Genomic DNA, 18,443 nt, shown 5'->3' with positions numbered 1-18,443 from the left:
GGCTGCGGTTTCCGCCGCTTAAAATGCAGGCATGCGTAAATTGATTCCTCTCGCCTGCCTGGCTTTAATCGGCGCCCACCTCAACGCCAGCGCGCAGGAAAAAACCCAGGAAAAAGTCCAGCCCGCCAAGGAAGACAGCAAGGACATCCAGAAAGTCACCATCAGCGGCGGCCGCCAGGACGACATGGCCGAGCGCCGCAACTCCACCGCCGGCAAGCAGGTCTTCGGCCGCGAGGAGCTGGACCGCAACGGCGACACCACCCTGGGCGAAGTGCTCAAGCGCCTGCCCGGCGTCACGCTGGGCGGCGGGCGTCCCGGCCGGGGCGGCGACGTGCGCATGCGCGGCCTGGGCAGCGGCTACACGCAGATCCTGCTCAACGGCGAGCGCGCGCCGGCCGGCTTTTCGCTGGAGTCGCTGTCGCCGGACCAGGTGGAGCGCGTGGAAGTGATGCGCGGCCCGGTGGCCGAGAACAGCACCCGCGCCATCGCCGGCACCATCAACGTGATCCTGCGCGACGGCTACCAGCAGCGCGACATCCAGCTCAAGCTGGCCGACAGCTACGAGCGCAATCTGCACACGCCCAATGTGTCCCTCACCGTGCCGGGCAAGGCGGGCAGCCTGACTTACACCCTGTCCGCCAGCCTGAGCAAGAACCGCCAGAAGGACCTGGGCGAGTCCGTCATCCGCGACACCGAGGACGACGGCGACGTGACCAAGCTGCAGAACGTGGAAGAGCACAGCAGCGGCAGCAGCGAGAACCTGCACCTGACGCCGCGCCTGTCCTACAAGTTCGACAATGGCGACACGCTGAACTTCCAGCCCTTCATCATGGCCAGCCGCGGCGACACCGATGCGCGCAGCGACCTGGCGCAGCTGGGCGGCGCGGTGCCGCCGGAATACAACCTGGCGCTGTCGCACACCCACGCCAGTTCCACCATGATGCGCGGCTTCGGCAACTGGCTGCACAAGCTGCAGGGCGCGGCCAAGCTGGACGTGAAGTTCGGCCTGGGCCTGGCAAAGCGCGACAGCGACGCCGTGCGCAATCAGTTCAACGCCGCCGGCGTCTTGCTGGACCGCTTCCACGACACCGACAGCACGCGCGACCGCGGCTTCAACACCGGCGGCAAGTACAGCTCGCCGCTGGGCGAAGGCCATCTGCTGGCGGCCGGCTGGGACGTGGAAACCAGCCGCCGCGAGCAGACCAAGGTGGGCACGGACAAGAACGGCAACGCGCAGTTCGACGACTCGGGCGACAACCTCACCGCCGACACCCGCCGCGTGGCCGTGTTTGCGCAGGACGAGTGGGACATCACGCCGCAGTGGGGCGTGTACATGGGCGCGCGCTGGGAAGGCATCCGCACCACCAGCGATCGCAGCACTGCTGCGATCGGGAGCGCCGGCACGGTGAGCAACACCAGCTCCGTGTTCAGCCCGCTGCTGCACGGCGTCTACCGCATTCCCGGCGCCGGCAAGGACCAGCTGCGCATGAGCCTGACCAAGAGCTACAAGTCGCCCAATGTGCAGGACCTGATCGCCTTGCCCGTGCTGTCGCGCCTGAACAGCGCCACGCGCCCGGACCGCACCGGCAATCCGGAACTGAAGCCCGAACTGGCCACCGGCCTGGACATGGCCTTCGAACACTACCTGGGCCGCAGCGGCATCGTCAGCGCCAGCGGCTTCGTGCGCGACATCGACAACCTGATCCGCCGCGAGCTGAGCCTGAAGCCCGGCAGCGCCGGCCCGCGCTGGGTGTCCACGCCGGGCAATGTGGCGCACGCGCGCACCAAGGGCGTGGAGCTGGAGGCCAAGTTCCAGCTCGCCGAGCTGATGGACGACGCGCCCGCGATTGATTTCCGCAGCAACTACAGCCGCTTCTGGTCGCGCGTGGACGGCGTGCCCGGCCCGGACAACCGCCTGGACCAGCAGCCGAAACAGACCGCCAACCTGGGCCTGGACTACCGCATGAAGGATTTGCCGCTGTCCATGGGCGCCAGCTACAACTGGACCCCGGCGATCCGTGTGCAAAGCAGCCTGAGCCAGACGGTGGAAAGCAGCCGCAAGCGCGTGGTGGATGCGCATGTGCTGTGGAAGATGACGCCGCTGACGCAGCTGCGCCTGGCGGCGGCGAACCTGCTGGCCGACGACGCCACCGGCAGCAACCTGGTCTACACTAATGGCCTGTCGCAACGTTCCACGACGCTCAACCCCACTTACCGAGTGTGGACTGCGCGCCTGGAAACCAAATTCTAACGAGGAGAGAGCAGTTGATGAAACGTACTTTGCTGAGCACCCTGGTCATCGGTCTGATGGCAACCCAAGCTTACGCGCATGAGGGCGACCACCCTGCGCCGTCGTCGGCCCCGATCTCGGGCATCGACACCCAGTACATCGACGCCGGCGTGCGCGCGCAGGACGACTTCTTCACCCACCTGAACGGCGGCTGGCTGAAAGCGACCAAGATCCCGGACGACAAGTCGAGCTGGGGCTCCTTCGCCAAGCTGCGCGACGACACGCTGCCGCAGCTGCGCGGCCTGATCGAAGACGCGCAGAAGACCAAGCAGAAGCAGGGCACCGAGGCGCAGAAGATCGCCGACCTGTACACCAGCTATATGAACGAAGCGGCGCTGGAAAAGCTGGGCACCAAGCCCCTGGCCGGCGAGCTGAGCGCCATTCGCGGCCTGAAGGACAAGAAGGCCCTGCCGGGCATGATCGCCCACCTGACCCGCATCGGCGTGGCGGTGCCGTACGGCGTCTACATCAGCCAGGACGCGCGCAACTCCACCCAGCACGCCGCCAGCATCGCGCAGAGCGGCCTGGGCCTGCCGGACCGCGACTACTACCTGAAGAAGGACGACGCCCGCCTGGCCGCCGTGCGCGAAAAATACGTCGCCCACATCGAAAAACTGCTGACCCTGGCCGGCCACAAGAACGCCGCCGAGGACGCGAAAGCCATCATGGCGCTGGAAACCGCGCTGGCCGAAGTGCAGTGGACCAAGGTCGACAACCGCGATCCGGTCAAGCGCTACAACAAGACCGAGATCGCCAAGCTGGCCGAGCTGGCGCCGGGCTATGACTGGAAGGACGCGCTGGGCAAGGCCGGCATCGCCACCAAGACCGACACCATCATCGTCAACCAGCCGAGCTACCTGGCCGGCTTCGCCAAAGTGGCCGAAGCGACCGACCTGAACACCTGGAAGGCCTACTTCGAGTGGCAGCTGCTGCGCGACGCCTCGCCTTACCTGAGCAAGGCCTTCTCCGACGCCGACTTCGCGTTCTACAGCGGCGTCATCAACGGCGTGACGGTGCAGGAGCCGCGCTGGAAAAGCGGCGTGCGCGTGGTGGAAGGCGCCATCGGCGAAGGCCTGGGCAAGCTCTACGTAGCGCAGTACTTCCCGGCCGACCGTAAGGCGCGCATGGAAGCGCTGGTGAAAAACCTGATGGCGGCCTACAAGGACAGCATCGACAACCTGGACTGGATGAGCCCCGAGACCAAGCGCGAGGCGCAAGCCAAGCTGGCCAAGTTCACCACCAAGATCGGCTACCCGAACAAATGGCGCGACTACAGCGGCCTGTCCATCGTCTCGGGCGACCTGGCCGGCAATATGCGCCGCGCCGCCGAGTTCGGCTACAAGCGCAACCTGGCCAAGCTGGGCGCGCCGGTGGACCGCGAGGAATGGGGCATGACGCCGCAGACCGTGAACGCCTACTACCGTTCCACCACCAATGAGATCGTGTTCCCGGCCGCCATCCTGCAGCCGCCGTTCTTCGACGCCCGCGCCGACGACGCGGTGAACTACGGCGGCATCGGCGCCGTCATCGGCCACGAGATCAGCCATGGCTTCGACGACAAGGGCAGCCAATCCGACGGCGACGGCAACCTGCGCGACTGGTGGAGCGCCAGTGACCGCGCCAACTTCCAGGCCAAGGCCGACGCGCTGACCAAGCAGTACGACAGCTACAGCCCGCTGCCGGGCTACTTCGTCAATGGCGCGCTGACCCTGGGCGAGAACATTGCCGACAACTCCGGCGTGGCCGTGGCCTACAAGGCCTACAAGCTGTCGCTGGGCGGCAAGCCTGCGCCGGTGATCGACAAGCTGACCGGCGAGCAGCGCTTCTACATGGGCTTCGGCCAGGTATGGCGCAGCAAGATGCGCGAAGAAGCGCAGATCAAGCAGGTCAAGACCGACCCGCACTCGCCCGGCCAGTTCCGCGCCAACGGCACCATGAAGAACCAGCCCGGCTTCTACGAAGCGTTCGGCGTGAAGGAAGGCGACCCGATGTACCTGGCGCCGGCGCAGCGCGTGATCATCTGGTAAATCTTCAGTAATCGGAAACGACAAAATGGCCACTACTTGTGGTCATTTTGTCATCTGCCGCAAGGCTCTGTGCTAGAGTAAAAATCCCGGTCACGAGCCGGACATAAAACCAGACCTATTCGAGAGGAAGCATCGCTGTGAAACGACATTTGTTGAGTGCATTAACCCTGGCCCTGCTGGCCAGCGCAACCGGCCTGGCCGGCGCCGCCGACGCCGCCAAAAGCCCGACCGGCGGCAAGCTGACTTCCGGCATTGCCGTGGAATACGTCGATCCCGCCGTGCGCGCGCAGGACGACTTCTTTACCCACCTGAGCGGCAAGTGGCTGGCCACCACCGAGATCCCGGCCGACAAGTCCAACTGGGGCGCCTTCGCCAAGCTGCACGACGACATCCAGCCGCAGCTGCGCGCCATCATTGAGCAGGCCGCCGCCAAGCAGAACGCCGGCGCGGACGAGCAGCGCATCGGCGCCTACTACGCGTCGTATATGGACGAAGCCAGGCTGGAGCAGCTGGGCGCCGCGCCGCTGCAAGCCCAGCTGGCCCGCATCGCCGCGCTGAGCGACAAGAAGCAGCTGCCTGCGCTGATCGCCCACAACAACCAGACCGGCGCCAGCGCCCCCATCGACCTCGGCATCCACCAGGACAACAAGGACTCCACCAAATACGTGGTGGACTTCAGCCAGAGCGGCCTGGGCCTGCCGGACCGCGACTACTACCTGAAAAAAGACGACGCCAAGCTGGCCGACACGCTGGCCAAGTACCAGCTGCACATCGCCAAGATGCTGACGCTGGCCGGCGACGCCGACGGCGCCGCCAAGGCCAAGGCCATCATTGCGCTGGAAACCGAGCTGGCCAAGATCCAGTGGAGCAAAGTCGAGCTGCGCGACCCGGTGAAAGCCTACAACAAGGTCGAGGTCGCCAAGCTGGGCGAACTGACCCCCGGCTACGACTGGAACGCCTACCTGGACGCGCTGAAAATCACCGGCAAGGTGAACTACGTCATCGTCAGCCAGCCGAGCTACCTGAAAGGCTTCAGTGAACTGCTGGCGGCCACCCCGCTGGAGACCTGGAAAGCCTACTTCCAATGGCATACCGTGCGCGCCAACGCGACCTACCTGTCGAAAGCCTTCGTCGACGAAAACTTCGCCTTCTACGGCACCGTGCTGAGCGGCGCCAAGGAAATGCGTCCGCGCTGGAAGCGCGGCGTGTCGGTGATTGAAAACGCGCTGGGCGAGTCGGTCGGCAAGGTCTACGTCGAGCAGCACTTCCCGGCCGAGCGCAAGGCGCGCATGGAAGCGCTGGTGAAGAACCTGCTGGTGGCCTACAAGCAAAGCATCGACAAGCTGGACTGGATGAGCCCGGCCACCAAGAAGCAGGCGCAAGCCAAGCTGGCCAAGTTCACCACCAAGATCGGCTACCCGAACAAATGGCGCGACTATTCCGCGCTGGTGGTCACGCGCGACGACCTGGTGGGCAACGTGCAGCGTTCGCGCCAGGCCGACTACGACAAGGAAATCAACAAGCTGGGCAAGCCGATCGATCGCGACGAATGGGGCATGACGCCGCAGACCGTGAACGCCTACTACAACCCGGAGATGAACGAGATCGTGTTCCCGGCCGCCATCCTGCAGCCGCCGTTCTTTGACGCCAACGCGGACGACGCGGTGAACTACGGCGGCATCGGCGCCGTGATCGGCCACGAGATCAGCCACGGCTTCGACGACCAGGGCGCCCAGTACGACGGCGACGGCAACCTGCGCGACTGGTGGAGCGCAGCCGACCACAAGAACTTCGAAGCCAAGACCAAGGCCCTGGTGGCGCAATACAACGCCTTCAGCCCGCTGCCTGGCTACAACGTGAACGGCGAGCTGACGCTGGGCGAGAACATCGCCGACAATTCCGGCGTGGCGATTGCCTACAAGGCCTACAAGCTGTCGCTGAAAGGCAAGCCGGCGCCGGTGATCGACGGCCTGACGGGCGACCAGCGCTTCTTCATGGGCTTTGCGCAAGTATGGCGCAGCAAGATGCGCGATCCGGAAATGATCAGCCGCATCAAGACCGACCCGCACTCGCCGGGCCAGTTCCGCGCCAACGGCACCATGCGCAACCAGCCGGGCTTCTACGAAGCCTTCAAGGTCAAGCAGGGCGACAAGATGTACCTGGCTCCCAAAGAGCGCGTCATCATCTGGTAAGCAAGCACGAAAAAAAACCGCTCGATGATTCGAGCGGTTTTTTTTGGGGGGCGGTACCAAACCCCCGGCGTATCGTATCGATCGTAGGGCGGGTTAGCGCAGCGTAACCCGCCGCCTGTCAGCCCTTGGGCGCAGCGGCAGGAGCCGCCGCAGCCGGAGCCGCCGGCACTTCAGGCTCCTTCAGCTTGCCGCCCGACTTATTCGCCATAAACACCACGGCGCGCGCCACTTCCACGTCATCCAGATCCGGGTTGCCGCCTTTTGCAGGCATGGCGCGCAGGCCTTCCAGCGCATGCTTCACCACCGTATCCTGGCCCTGGGCCAGGCGGGCGCCCCAGGCTGCGTTGTCGCCCACTTTAGGCGCACCGGCCACGCCGGCGCCATGGCAAGCCGCGCAAGTCGAGGAGTAGATGGCTTCGCCGGTCTGCAGCACCTTAGGCGCGTTCGCATCCTTCAGCGTAAAGCCCACGTCGGCCACAGGCTGCAGTCGCTTGCCGATGGCTTCGGCCGACTGGCTTTCCGTCCCGGCGCCGGTTAGTTTAGTTGCGGTAACGAATTGCACCAGCAAGGCGATGCCGAGCACAGTGATGAGGAAGAAGCCGATCACTGCTGCTGCGAGCTGTTTTGGCGTTCTGATGGCGGATTCGTGGTTGTGTGCGTCGCTCATGATTTCCTTAATAACAAACAAATGTCGAAACTTGCGTCGGCGTTACGTTATCGGTTTTGCATGCAGGTGTAGAAGCGCAATTGCTCGCCAAACGGGCGATTATAGTCTCAAAAGATTGCCTGTGGATGCAGAACGGTGCAAAAGCGACACTTTTCATGGACGCACAAGACGAAACCCGGTATCCTTCTGTCACCTCCGAAGTTCCCTCCTACGCGGCTGTAGCTCAATGGATAGAGTATTGGCCTCCGAAGCCAAGGGTTGTGGGTTCGATCCCCGCCAGCCGCACCAGTTTTTTCTATATAAATCAATGATTTTGTGATTCGATCCATCACGGGGGCGTTGTAAGGATGCCAGCGTAGGGCATGGCGGCGATGCCCAAGCCGACCAGCAGGCCGGCATGGCCGGCGGACCACTAGGCTTAGCGGGTAGACGCTTCCGGGCTGGCTGCGCTGCCGCTGGTGATGGTCTGCATATCGTGCTCGAGGCGTTCCTTACTGGTCACTTTCACTGTCGCGTCGCGTCGCGGGAGGCGGCTGCCAGTCTGCGCATATTCTTCCTGGTAGGCAGGTTTGCCCGCGATGTCGGCATCGGTGGCGCAGCCGCACAGGGCGGAGCAGGTGGCGAGTATCAGCGCGGACAGTAATGGTTGTTGCTTCATTTGCACTCCTTTTTGATAACAATTTATCAGAATGCAATCCTACATCGTTGCCCTAAAAAAATGCAACAAAAAACCCGCACTGCCATAAGACATGCGGGTTGTGTTGGGTGCCGCATGGGCACTCACTTTGCCGCTTTCAGGCGGAGCGCATGCCGTCATTACTACCGTCAAATCTTTGCGCGTACCCGTGGTCTACTGTTTCTCATCCGTTTGCAAGTGACTACGGTTTAGCAGCATTCATGAGGTCTTTAACAGTGGACCAGATGCCGCCAAGCTAGCAAGCCTTTTACATTGGCCTGCTATTCCGTGCAGCTCTGGATCGTACATTTTCCCGGATTCGAGTTTGACTTCGCCCAGTTCAGCAAGCGCATCACAGTAAGTAGAAATACGAGACATTACCGATATCAATGTACTTATCTGGTCATGGCCAAAAATTGGCATATCGCCAAACTGGTTATCCAAGTTTAATATGGCGCAGTATCTAAAGTAAGGGTCAGAATGCTCGCATAATTCAACCACCCCAACCTTGATGGTAGAGGTATGCCATTCACCGAAGCCACTTGGTGTCCTCGTCCTTGCATGAATAGTGCGCGAAGCGAAAATTGTGGGTCGTTGTTCCATTCCGTATCCTAAAATCGAGCGTAACAGCCAGTTTTACAAATAGTCTTGCGCGATTCATATCGGACTCCTAGCCGGTAGAATGGAGCGCTGCGCCTTGGGCGGTTTAGGAAACGTATGAAGCTGGAACCATAGCCTGCCGTTGGCAAGGATAATGCATCCAAACACAGGCGTGCAGTTTCAGGCACGCGCCGCTATACCTTCCGCAGGGCCGCCAGGAAAGGGTCTTGTTCCCTGTCGTAAGTGTTGCTGGACGTGATGCCGGCCATGCCGCCGTAGTCGGTTTCCGATTTGCCGAGCAGCGTGCAGCGCCAGTCTTCCCACGTGGGAACGTTGAGCTCCAGGCGCAGGCCAGGCTCGATGTTGAAGCGGCCGCCGTCGAGGCACTGACGGGCATCGTTGAGGACGGCCAGCGCCTGGTCGTAGCCTTCGAAGTCTGCTTTGATGACGCCCGGGGTTTCGGTGTCCAGCGTCACCGGCCCCAGGCCGCTTGCCAGCCGCGCCTGGCCTATCCCCGTTCCGACCCGCGTGCACAGCGCAAGGAAGCTGTCCTTGATGGCTTTCTTGCGCACACGGCGCCGTTCGTCCTTTGCCCGGCTGAGCGCAGGCCGGGGCGGGGACGGCTGCTCCGGTTCCGTCAAGGCATCGTAGAGTTGCTTGACGCCGTAGGCTGTCGCCACGTGCGCTAACAGGGACCGGGCCATATCACGCCGCCCGGCTGGACTCGCCGGCGCGCATGGACGCGAGCGCTGCCGTGACGGTGTGCACGGACTGGTCGAGCTGGGCCGGGTCGTAGGCCATCGCGGCGTCGCGCTTGAGGCCGTCGATATGCGCGTCGGTCTGCTGGATCAGCTCGTTCAGGCCTGCGCCCATGGCTTGCTCAGTGCTGGCCCAGAACGCATCGACAGGCTGTTCGAGGCGGCTCAGCAGCTTGTTCTCGCGCAGCCCGTCGGCCACTTTGCCGGCCAGGCTTTTCTGCCAGGAGCCGCCGAGCAGGCGGTAGAACATATAGCCGATGGCGGCCGCGATCGCGATGCCTATCGTGATGGGACCGCCAATCGCGGCAACGAAAGACGTGACCGAGGTGACGCTGCCGACCATGCCGAGCGAGGCCATCACGCCGGCGGCCTTGCCGACCATGAGATAGGCGCCCAGATTGCTGGCGATGGTCCCCACGTAGAGCGACATGGCGCCCAGGCTGCCCAGGCCCGCCATGCCGCCAACGAAGGCGGCGCGCGAGTTGAACGCGGACAGGTCCATCTCCAGCTTGGCGCCCGGCGCGGACGCGGTCCCCGCCGCCATTGCCGGCGCGGCCGTTTGCCAGCGCTGCAGCAGGTTGTCGACCTCGGCGGAAATCGAACGGCCGCTGGCCTTGAGCACGCTTTCCAGCTTGGCGGTAAACAGCTGGGACAGGTAGTTCACCACTTCGCCCTGGGCTTCCTTCTTGTCCGTGTAGGTGTCGTGGATCAGCTTTTCGATGCTCTCGGCGGAGGCCTGCACGCGGTAGTAGTCGCCTATGCTTTCCAGGTCTTGTTTCTTGCGCTGCGGGCACGAGGCGATCAGCGCCTGGAACTTGGCTACAAGCTCGCCAGCCTCGCCGCGAAATCGGGCCTCCTGTTCTTCTACCTCCTTCACGCGCTTGATCGTGTCCTCCTTGCGGAAGGCCAGCTGATCGACGGCCGTTTGCAGCGCCGCCACCATCTGCTCCATGGTCTGGGCTATGCGCTGGTCGACAATCGCGTCGTAGCTGGCGGTCAGCTTCGTGGCCATGTCGCGGACGCGGCGCAAGGTGGCGCTGCGGTACAGGTCGTTCTCGCGCCAGAAGGGCTGGACGCGTGAGGCAAGCTGCTCCGCGCTTGGCAGCGTATCGATGTGCCGTTCTTCCATCCACGCGCCGAAGATCATATTGTCCAGCTGGCGCTTCACGCGGCGGAAGGCGCTCAGGCCAACGCCGTCGACGTCGGCTGCGGGAATCTCGCCATGGCAGTGCGACTGCACGAACAGCAGGTGCTCCAGGCTGTCGCTTCCTTTGGCCGGCGGGCGTGCGCGGATAACGTTGGCGGCAAAGCCGAGGTCGCTGTCCTTGAGGAAGCCGGTGTGGTTGGACATGAACACGATGCCGTCGGTCAGCTCCACGCCGGCCAGCGCCTTGTCGGTGTCGGAGTCGTCGCCGTCGCCCAGCTGGCCCGGCGTGTCGAGCAGCCAAACCTGGTTCAGGATATCCGCCGCCGAGAACACCACCGCCACGTAAGCCTGCTGCGCCTGTTCGTTGTCTTGCTGGTGCATGCCGTAGCGGCGCAGCAGCTCGCCGTCGCCTTGCTCGATCAGGTGCTGCTCAACCAGGGCCGCGTCGTGGATCATGTGCGGCATAAAGCCCTTGCTGAAGACGGCCACGTTGCCGACCAGGGCGGCGGGGCGGTCCGACGTATGCATCAGCAGGTTGATGACCGAGGTGGCGGGCTGGTACTTGGTGGGCAGCACCGATTCGCTGATGAGCGTGTTCAGCAGGGTGGACTTGCCGGCGTCGAAGTGGCCGAAGCAGCCGATCACGGGTTTGCGCTGCAGGCCGTTGAGCAGTGCGTGGCTGCGCTCGAAGGTCTCGCCCAGCTGCAGGGAGCTGATATACGTGTCCTTCGCAGCGGCGATGATGGCTTGCGCCTGCTCGAGCCTGGCATGCGCCTGGGCCAGTTTTTCGTGGATGCCGCTGTGTTGGGGGGTGGCCATGTTCGGGTCCGTTTCTTCTTGAATGGTTAATCGGGACAATTCGTTGAAGTAGTCGGTGGGCGTGCATCCCACCGCCGTCATGTAGGCTGCGATTTTGAGCGCGTCCGAGGACAGGGGCGCCTGCTCGATGCGCGACACGGCGCGCTGGTCCAGCAGGCGTCCCATGCCGAACACTTCCGACCGGGCTGCGACGTCGCTTTGCGACAAGCCTGCTTCGTCGCGTTTGGCAATGAGGAAGGCCTTGAGCTGCTCTTCCAGGGTTTCAGTGTTCATTCCAGTTCCTCGCTAGGCATCGATGACTGAATCTTAGACTGATTTGTCTGAGTGCGCAACATGTTAGTCAAAAATGTCTGAAATGTTTGCGGGGCGTGCCGATCGCCCCCAGCGGTGGTACTCTAGCCATGGGAAAAGTACAACAACAAGGAGATGAATCTTGAGCGAGCTCGCACTTTATGGCCATCCGTTTTCCTCCTACACGCAGAAGGTGTTGATCGCCCTGTACGAAAACGGCCTGTCGTTTGACTTCCGCACCCTGGGGCCGGATACGCCGCAGCATGCGGCGGAGTGGCTGCGGCGCTGGCCCTTGCAGAAGTTCCCGCTGCTGCTGGACGGCGAGCGCCAGGTGGCGGAGAGCAGCATCATCATCGAGTATCTGCAGCTGGCGCATGCCGGACCCGTGCTGCTGCTGCCCGCCGAGCCCATGGCCGCGCTGGACGTGCGTTTCCTGGACCGCTTCTTCGACCTGCACGTCATGAGCCCCATGCAGCATGCGGTGGGCGGCGCGCTGACCGGCGTGGCGGCCAAGCGGGAAGAGGCGCTGGCCTTTGCCACCGGCAAGCTGGAACTGGCCTATGCCTGGCTGGAAAGCCATCTGGCGGGACAGACCTGGGCCGCCGGCGAGGCGTTCACGCTGGCCGACTGCGCGGCCGCCCCGTCGCTGTTCTACGCGGACTGGACCCACAGGATAGGCGAGCAGTACCCGCTGCTGCGCGCCTATCGCGCGCGCCTGCTGGCCCGGCCCTCCGTGGCCCGCGCGGTGGACGAGGCGCGCGTGTTCCGGCCGCTGTTTCCGCTGGGTGCGCCGGACCGCGACTAATATCAAAATCGATATAGATCCTCGCAATTTAGTTATTGGTATTGAATAGCAGAACCCTCTAGCATGGACGGCTCCAAAATAAGATTCCAGGGGACGTTCCGTGGCTGCGCCGATTGCTTCCGTTAGTACCAATTCCACCGGGCAAGCGCCCGCCACCGCCAGCTACAAGTCGGCCATGTCGCTGCTTGCCAGCCTGTTCTTCACCTGGGGCTTTATCACCGTCATCAACAACACGCTGCTGCCGCACCTGCGCAGCGTGTTCGAGCTGAACTACACGCAGACCACGCTGATCGAGTCGGTCTGGTTCATTGCCTACTTTGTCGCCTCCATCCCGGCCGCGCGCCTGATCGAGCGCGTCGGCTACAAGAAGTCGCTGGTGGTGGGCCTGTCCATCATGGCGCTGGGCGCGCTGATGATGATACCGGCCGCGCGCCTGCCGTCCTACATCGTCACCCTGGTGGCGCTGTTCGTCATCGCCTGCGGCATCACGCTGCTGCAAGTGGCGGCCAATCCCTACGTGGCCGTGGTGGGAACGCCGCAGACCGCGTCCTCGCGCCTGAACCTGGTGCAGGCCTTCAACTCGCTGGGCACCATGTTCGCGCCGCTGTTCGGCGGCTACCTGATCCTGGGCCGCTCCAACGCCGGTACGGCGGGCGCGGACCAGGTGCTGACCCAGGCCGAGCGCCTGGCGGACGCACAGGCGGTGCAGCTGCCTTACCTGATCGTGGCGGGCGTGCTGGTGGTGCTGGCCGTCATCATCGCGCGCTTCCCGCTGCCGGAAATGGGCGCGGCCACCAGCCGCGTGTCCAAGGCCGAGCGCGCCTCGCACTCGCTGTGGCGCCACCGCAACCTGGTGTTCGGCGTGCCGGCCATCTTCATCTACCTGATCGCCGAAATCGGCGTGGCCAATCTGTTCATCAACTTCGTCTCGCAGCCCGACATCGGCAATGTCAACCATGAGCAGGCGTCGCACTACCTGTTCCTGCTGTGGGGCGGCATGATGGTGGGCCGCTTCATCGGCAGCGTGCTGATGCGTTCCATTTCCGCCGAACACGTGCTGGCCGCCGCCAGCGTGGGCGCCTGCATCGTGATGCTGGTGGCCACCTTCAGCACCGGCCCGACCGCCATGTGGGCGTTGATTTCCGTGGGCCTGTTCCATTCCATTATGTTCCCCACCATCTTCACGCTGGGCATCAAAGGCCTGGGTCCGCTGACCGAGGAAGGCGCGGGCCTGCTGATCATGGCCATCGCCGGCGGCGCGCTGGTGGTGGTGCAGGGCTGGCTGGCCGACATCTACGGCCTGCAGACCTCTTTCCTGCTGACTGCGGCATGCGAACTGTACGTGCTGTTCTACGCGCTGTGGGGCGCGCGCGCCACCAACGCCTTCCCGGAAGCGGAACAGTAGGCAGCGGGGACGGTCCGGATTCGCTTCCGTTGTAAGATGGGCATGTCTGAATCAAATGGAATGCCATGAATCTGGATAAATTGTATTACGGTACGGCGGCCACGCTGGCTTTGGCGCTGGCGTCGGCCGGCGCCGCGGCCCAGGAATGGCCTCGGCTGGAAAATGGAAAAAACGTGGCCGAGTGCCAGGCTGCCCTGCAGCTGGCCAAGCTGGCGCATCAGTCCGGCAGCGTGCTGCCGTGGACGCATCCGGACGCGATCCCGGACGATTTCAGCAGCGACCTGGTGCTGGCCCCCAAGAGCACCAGCGTGACCGCCGGCGATGTGCTCGAATTCGACGCCGAAGTCTTCACCCAGGTGCCCCTGCCCGAATACAAGCCGCGCAGCATCTACTGGCAGACCGCGCCCGCCAACGGCAAGCGGCTGGTGGTGGAGGAAGTGCCCTTCGGCTGGCGCGGCGATATGCACCGGGTGCGCGTGGTGGACCAGGCCATGAGCGTGAAGGACTACTTCGGCGCTTCGCTGGACGAGCGCAACGCCAGGCTGGGGCCGCCCTTCAGCGACGGCTGGCGCGCGCCCTTTATCTTCAGCAACGAAAGCGGCGGCCTGTGGATGATGTATATCGCCGAGCCGGGCGGCTTCTCGGGCAACTGGAAGGTGTATCTGACCGCCTCGGGCCAACCCAAGCTGGCTTGCGAAGTCCAGTTCCGTCCACAGGTGAAGCGCGCGGAACAGCTGCTGCCGCCGGCGCTGCAAAAGCTGGCGGCGCTGCTCGACCGCACGCTGGGCAGCGGCAAGGACGACGGCCCCTGGCAGCCCACCGCGCGCGTGCGCGCCAGCGTGCAGCAGGCCTGGGCCAACGCCGTGCTGCGGCCGTGGGTCACGGAAACGCCTTACAACACCCGCACCGAGGTGGACGACAACCTGCTGGAATGGTCGCAGCAGGACAAGGCCAACAAGAAGCTCTACGCGTCCATCCTGGCGCAATATGACGTGGCCGAGCGCGCGCTGGCGCAGCACTACGCGCGCCAGCTGCGCATGCCGGCGGAGGAAGCGTCGGCGACGGCCAGGACCATACTGGATATCGCCTTCCGCATGCACTTCATGATCAACAAGGAGAGCTACTAGTAGCTCACGTGGTAGTCCTTGGGGAATTTCTTGCCGGCAAAGGCTTTCTTCTGCGTCCAGTCCTGCGCCGGCGCGGTCCAGTAGGAATCGCTTTCCGGCAGGCCCAGCGGCAGCAGCGTGGCGGAGGCGATGTACATGCTGCCGTTGTTGGAGTACCAGTCGCCCAGTTCCGGCTGGTGGCCGACGAAGCCTATGGTCAGGTAGCCGTCCCTGGTGAAGTTGCTGGGCTCGGTCCAGATCGCTTTGTGCGCCGCGTGCAGGGCGGCGCGCACCTGGCCTTCGGGCAGCGACGTTGGCAACTGCTTGCGCCAGGCCAGCAGGGCCAGCGGCTGGAAGGCGGCGGTGCGGTAGGTCAGCGAGCGGCCTATGGGCGGATAGCTGCCGTCGGTGCCGATAAAGCGCTCCAGGTGCTCGCTGTAGCGCTGCATGCGCTTCACGGCCTGGGCCTGCAGCTCATCCGGCTTGCCGTTCCAGAACGGCCCCTTGAACTTGGCCAGCACGTCCAGGATTTCCACCAGCATCGGGTACATCACGTAGGAATTGTAGTAGTCGAAGTGGAAGGCTTCGCCGTCCTTGATCCAGCCGTCGCCCACATACCATTCGTTGATTTTGCGGATAGCCACGTTCATGCGCATGGGGTCGTATTCTTCGCCGATGGACATCAGCCAGGCTTCGTTCATGGCGGCGAACAGCATCCAGTTGATGTAGGGCGGCTCGATGCGCCGCAGCCCCTTGATGGCGGCGATGATGCGCTGCTTGGTGGTGCTGTCGAGCGGCTCCCACAGCGTCTTGGGCGCGCGCATCAGGGCGTTGGTGTAGTAGGCGGAGTCCACCAGGATCTGGCCGGGGCCTTTCCACAGCAGGCAGTCCGGGCTGGCCGGATCGACCGAGTGGACATAGCTTTGCAGCGCCATCTGCTGCATGCGCTGGCGGTAGCGGCCTTCCGGCGTGGCGTCGGCAGGCAGGGCCAGCCAGGGCGCAATGCCGGCGATAAGGCGGCCGTAGCATTCCAGATAGGCCACGGCGGGATCGCGGCCGTCCCAGGTGGGGCTCAGTTCCAGCGCGAATTTTTTGTGGAGCTGCCCCTGGGACATGGCGTTCAGCACCGGGTCCGACATTTTTTGCAGCAGGCCCAGCAGGTAGGCGCGGTCGCCGCCGGCGGCTGCGCTGGCCGGGGCGGCGGCTCCGGCAGCGATTGCGTTGCCGCTGGCGCCGATCAGGCCGGCCGAGCCGGCCGCCAGCGTGCGCATGAAGTTGCGTCGTTCCATGGTTTCTCCTAGTTGCCCGTGACGAGCTGGTCGCCGATATAGATGCGGTATTGCTTGACGCGCCCGGTGACTTCGGCCGTGCCCTGGCGCGGCACATAGCGCAGGCCCGCCACTTCCACCGTCTTGCCCAGGTCGATCACGATGCGGTGCGGATGCGGCGTGCTGGCCGCCGCGCCGGTGTAGGCCGTGTGCCAGTAGTCGGTGTTCTGGCCGTTGATGGCGTTGAGCGCCGAGCCGTCCTCCTTGCGCGCCTCCTCGCTGCTGGCGTAGGCGATGGTCCAGCTCGACTGGTTGAGCGGCTTGCCCGCCTTGTCCAGCAGGGCGATCTCGGCCACGGCGGCGTAGCTCTTGCCGTCGAAGGCGCTCAGCGATTCCAGGCAGAACTGGCGGCCGCTGGCGGGCGCGGCGAACATCACCTGCTGCGTGGCGGAGCCGGGCGCGAACTCGGCCGCATGCACCGGCGCGGCGCCGTCCAGCTGCAGCCTGGCGGTGCTGGGCGGGCGGGCCAGGTCCAGCTCGGGGCGCAGCTGGTCCAGCACCGGCACGGCCAGTCCGGCGATGCGCGCGCTGCGCGGGCCGGTCAGGTCCAGCACCACCACTTCGTTGCGGCCGCGCTTGATCCACGGGCCGGGCAGATACATGGTCTGCGTCGGCCCTATGCTCCAGTAGCGGCCCAGGCAGCGGCCGTTGATCCACACCACGCCCTGGCCCCAGCCGGCCATGTCGAGAAAGGTGTCGCCGGTCTTGTCCACGCTGAAGCTGCCGCGCCAGAAGGCCGGGCCTTGCGCGCGGCTGCGCTTCCATGCCAGCGGCGGCAGCACGCCGTCCGCGTCGAAGTCGATGGCGCGGATGGTCCAGTTTTCCACTGCCTGAGCTTCACCCTCCTGCGGCGTGAACGTGACCGGACCGTGCAGGCCCTTGCGGTCGTGGATCTCCACGCCGAAGTTCACGCGCGCTATCGTGTACAGCAGGATGTCGACCGTGACCGGCTTGCCGCGCGCAGGCAGCGCCACCTTGAAGCGGCGGTGGCGCGTGTCCATGGTGCCCAGCTGCTTGCCGTCCACGAAGACCCAGGCCAGGTCGCGCACCTTGGCCGCCGCCAGCACGCCGGCCGGTCCTGCGGGCAGGGTGGCGCGGTAGGCCACCAGGCCACGGCTGATGTCGTACTGCTCGATAGGCTTGGGCGACACGTCGCTGATGGCGCGCGCGGGCAGGTTGGCCATCACGGCGGCGCTTTCCTGCAGTGCGAAGGCGGGGATGGTGATGACGGGCATGCGCGCCGGCGCGTCCGGCAGCGTTTCGCCGGCCGGCAGCAGCGGCGTGATGCCGTCGCGGTAGGCCGTGAACTTGTCGCCGGTCCAGCCGGCTTCGCCTATGGGCGCGTCGTAGTCGTAGCTGCTGGTGTCCGGGCGGAAGGGACGGTCGCAGCCGCCCCACAGGCCGAAGGTGGTGCCGCCGTGCGCCATGTAGAGGCTGAAGGAGCCGTTGGCCTTGAGCATGGCCTGGATGTCGGCCACGGCCTTGTCGGCCGAGCCGCGCCGGTGCGGCGCGCCCCAGGTGTCGAACCAGCCGGAATAGTATTCGCCGCACATGAGCGGGCCGCGCTGCACCTGGGCCAGCGTCTTGAAACCGGTGGCCGGATCGCTGCCGAAATTGGCCACCGAGAACAGCTCGGGGATATGCGACTTCGCCACCGCGTTGGTGGGGTTGCACTGGAACAGCGGCACGTCGAAGCGCGCGTCCAGCAGCGCCTGGCGCATCACGCGCAGGTAGTCCAGGTCTTCGCCGAAGAATCCGTATTCGTTCTCCACCTGCACCATGAGGATGGGGCCGCCCTGCGTGATCTGCATGGGCGCCAGCGCGCGGCCCACCTCGCGCAGCCAGCGCCGCGCCGGCTGCACAAAGGCGTCGCTGCGGGTGCGCAGGAAGGCGTCGCCGGGCTGTTTCAGCAGCCACCACGGCAGGCCGCCCATTTCCCATTCGGCGCAGGCGTAGGGGCCGGGGCGCAGTATCACCCACAGGCCTTCCTGCTGCGCCATACGGCAGAATTCGGCCGCGTCGCGCTGGCCGCTCCAGTCGTACTTGCCCTCGCGCCATTCATGGTAGTTCCAGAACAGGTAGGCGCACACGGTGTTCAGGCCCATGGCCTTGATGGCTTGCAGGCGGTGGCGCCAGTACTCGCGCGGCACGCGGGCAAAGTGCATTTCGCCGCAGCGGATCTGCAGCGGTTTGCCGTCGAGCAGGAAGTCGTCCTGGCCGATGGCGAAGCGCGCGGCGGCCTGGGCGCTGGAAGAAAAAGGCAGCAGCGTGGTGGCTGCTGCAACCGCCGCCCCTTGCAGGTGGCGGCGGCGAGAGAACTGTAGTGTCATGG

General features: G+C 64.6%; 13 protein-coding genes and 1 tRNA gene. 7 read left to right on the top strand and 7 right to left on the bottom strand.

Annotation, left to right across the window (positions count from 1 at the left end; translation table 11 throughout):
• Nucleotides 1-31 precede the first annotated feature (31 nt).
• The 3 genes from GTP77_RS22615 (at nt 32) to GTP77_RS22605 (ending at nt 6,509) form a co-directional block, all read left to right on the top strand.
• Nucleotides 32-2,251, top strand: a complete 2,220-nt coding sequence (locus GTP77_RS22615; RefSeq protein WP_161074413.1) for a TonB-dependent receptor plug domain-containing protein — start codon at nt 32-34, stop codon at nt 2,249-2,251.
• 17 nt (nt 2,252-2,268) lie between these two features.
• Nucleotides 2,269-4,317: a M13 family metallopeptidase gene (locus GTP77_RS22610; RefSeq protein ID WP_161074412.1), complete on the top strand. Its 2,049-nt coding sequence runs from the start codon at nt 2,269-2,271 to the stop codon at nt 4,315-4,317.
• A gap of 149 nt (nt 4,318-4,466) precedes the next feature.
• The gene (locus GTP77_RS22605) at nt 4,467-6,509 is read left to right on the top strand and encodes a M13 family metallopeptidase (RefSeq protein ID WP_308807768.1); all 2,043 of its coding nucleotides are present in this window, start codon (nt 4,467-4,469) and stop codon (nt 6,507-6,509) included.
• 118 nt (nt 6,510-6,627) lie between these two features.
• Here GTP77_RS22605 and GTP77_RS22600 read toward each other — a convergent pair whose 3' ends face one another.
• Nucleotides 6,628-7,176: a c-type cytochrome gene (locus tag GTP77_RS22600; RefSeq protein WP_161074410.1), complete on the bottom strand. Its 549-nt coding sequence runs from the start codon at nt 7,174-7,176 to the stop codon at nt 6,628-6,630.
• A gap of 212 nt (nt 7,177-7,388) precedes the next feature.
• Between GTP77_RS22600 and GTP77_RS22595 the strand changes: the two genes are divergently transcribed.
• Nucleotides 7,389-7,464: transfer RNA gene (locus GTP77_RS22595), tRNA-Arg, on the top strand.
• A gap of 130 nt (nt 7,465-7,594) precedes the next feature.
• Here GTP77_RS22595 and GTP77_RS22590 read toward each other — a convergent pair.
• The 4 genes from GTP77_RS22590 to GTP77_RS22575 all read right to left on the bottom strand — a co-directional run bounded on the left by GTP77_RS22590 (nt 7,595) and on the right by GTP77_RS22575 (nt 11,449).
• Nucleotides 7,595-7,834, bottom strand: coding sequence for a hypothetical protein (locus tag GTP77_RS22590; RefSeq protein WP_161074409.1), 240 nt, complete (start codon nt 7,832-7,834; stop codon nt 7,595-7,597).
• A gap of 237 nt (nt 7,835-8,071) precedes the next feature.
• The gene (locus GTP77_RS22585) at nt 8,072-8,455 is read right to left on the bottom strand and encodes a hypothetical protein (protein WP_161074408.1); all 384 of its coding nucleotides are present in this window, start codon (nt 8,453-8,455) and stop codon (nt 8,072-8,074) included.
• 191 nt (nt 8,456-8,646) lie between these two features.
• The gene (locus tag GTP77_RS22580; RefSeq protein ID WP_161074407.1) at nt 8,647-9,093 is read right to left on the bottom strand and encodes a hypothetical protein; all 447 of its coding nucleotides are present in this window, start codon (nt 9,091-9,093) and stop codon (nt 8,647-8,649) included.
• Between the two features lie 64 nt (nt 9,094-9,157).
• Nucleotides 9,158-11,449: a dynamin family protein gene (locus tag GTP77_RS22575; RefSeq protein ID WP_161074406.1), complete on the bottom strand. Its 2,292-nt coding sequence runs from the start codon at nt 11,447-11,449 to the stop codon at nt 9,158-9,160.
• 160 nt (nt 11,450-11,609) lie between these two features.
• Here GTP77_RS22575 and GTP77_RS22570 point away from each other — a divergent pair, with 160 nt between their 5' ends.
• The 3 genes from GTP77_RS22570 (at nt 11,610) to GTP77_RS22560 (ending at nt 14,804) form a co-directional block, all read left to right on the top strand.
• The gene (locus GTP77_RS22570; protein ID WP_161074405.1) at nt 11,610-12,272 is read left to right on the top strand and encodes a glutathione S-transferase family protein; all 663 of its coding nucleotides are present in this window, start codon (nt 11,610-11,612) and stop codon (nt 12,270-12,272) included.
• Between the two features lie 100 nt (nt 12,273-12,372).
• Nucleotides 12,373-13,677, top strand: a complete 1,305-nt coding sequence (locus GTP77_RS22565; protein WP_228894307.1) for a sugar MFS transporter — start codon at nt 12,373-12,375, stop codon at nt 13,675-13,677.
• Nucleotides 13,678-13,742: 65 nt separating this feature from the next.
• A complete protein-coding gene (locus GTP77_RS22560; protein WP_161074404.1) occupies nt 13,743-14,804 on the top strand; it encodes a S46 family peptidase in 1,062 nt (353 codons plus the stop codon).
• On the opposite strand, the gene GTP77_RS22555 is transcribed toward GTP77_RS22560, so the two are convergent.
• Together GTP77_RS22555 and GTP77_RS22550 are read right to left on the bottom strand one after the other, a co-directional pair.
• Nucleotides 14,801-16,072, bottom strand: a complete 1,272-nt coding sequence (locus tag GTP77_RS22555; protein WP_161074403.1) for a DUF2264 domain-containing protein — start codon at nt 16,070-16,072, stop codon at nt 14,801-14,803. The two genes, GTP77_RS22560 and GTP77_RS22555, sit on opposite strands and share 4 nt — an antisense overlap.
• A gap of 8 nt (nt 16,073-16,080) precedes the next feature.
• Nucleotides 16,081-18,441, bottom strand: coding sequence for a beta-galactosidase (locus tag GTP77_RS22550; protein WP_161074402.1), 2,361 nt, complete (start codon nt 18,439-18,441; stop codon nt 16,081-16,083).
• Nucleotides 18,442-18,443: the final 2 nt, after the last annotated feature.

The organism is Pseudoduganella aquatica, from assembly GCF_009857595.1.
GTDB classification, from domain to species: domain Bacteria; phylum Pseudomonadota; class Gammaproteobacteria; order Burkholderiales; family Burkholderiaceae_D; genus Rugamonas; species Rugamonas aquatica_A.
Note: the sequence above shows the minus strand (reverse complement) of the source record. Positions and strands in the feature narration are given on the sequence as shown.

Coding starts and splice junctions, on each gene's coding strand:
- GTP77_RS22615 (WP_161074413.1), top strand. CDS start 32: ATGCGTAAATTGATTCCTCTCGCCTGCCTGGCTTTAATCGGCGCCCAC.
- GTP77_RS22575 (WP_161074406.1), bottom strand. CDS start 11,449: ATGAACACTGAAACCCTGGAAGAGCAGCTCAAGGCCTTCCTCATTGCC.
- GTP77_RS22555 (WP_161074403.1), bottom strand. CDS start 16,072: ATGGAACGACGCAACTTCATGCGCACGCTGGCGGCCGGCTCGGCCGGC.
- GTP77_RS22610 (WP_161074412.1), top strand. CDS start 2,269: ATGAAACGTACTTTGCTGAGCACCCTGGTCATCGGTCTGATGGCAACC.
- GTP77_RS22590 (WP_161074409.1), bottom strand. CDS start 7,834: ATGAAGCAACAACCATTACTGTCCGCGCTGATACTCGCCACCTGCTCC.
- GTP77_RS22600 (WP_161074410.1), bottom strand. CDS start 7,176: ATGAGCGACGCACACAACCACGAATCCGCCATCAGAACGCCAAAACAG.
- GTP77_RS22585 (WP_161074408.1), bottom strand. CDS start 8,455: ATGGAACAACGACCCACAATTTTCGCTTCGCGCACTATTCATGCAAGG.
- GTP77_RS22560 (WP_161074404.1), top strand. CDS start 13,743: ATGAATCTGGATAAATTGTATTACGGTACGGCGGCCACGCTGGCTTTG.
- GTP77_RS22550 (WP_161074402.1), bottom strand. CDS start 18,441: ATGACACTACAGTTCTCTCGCCGCCGCCACCTGCAAGGGGCGGCGGTT.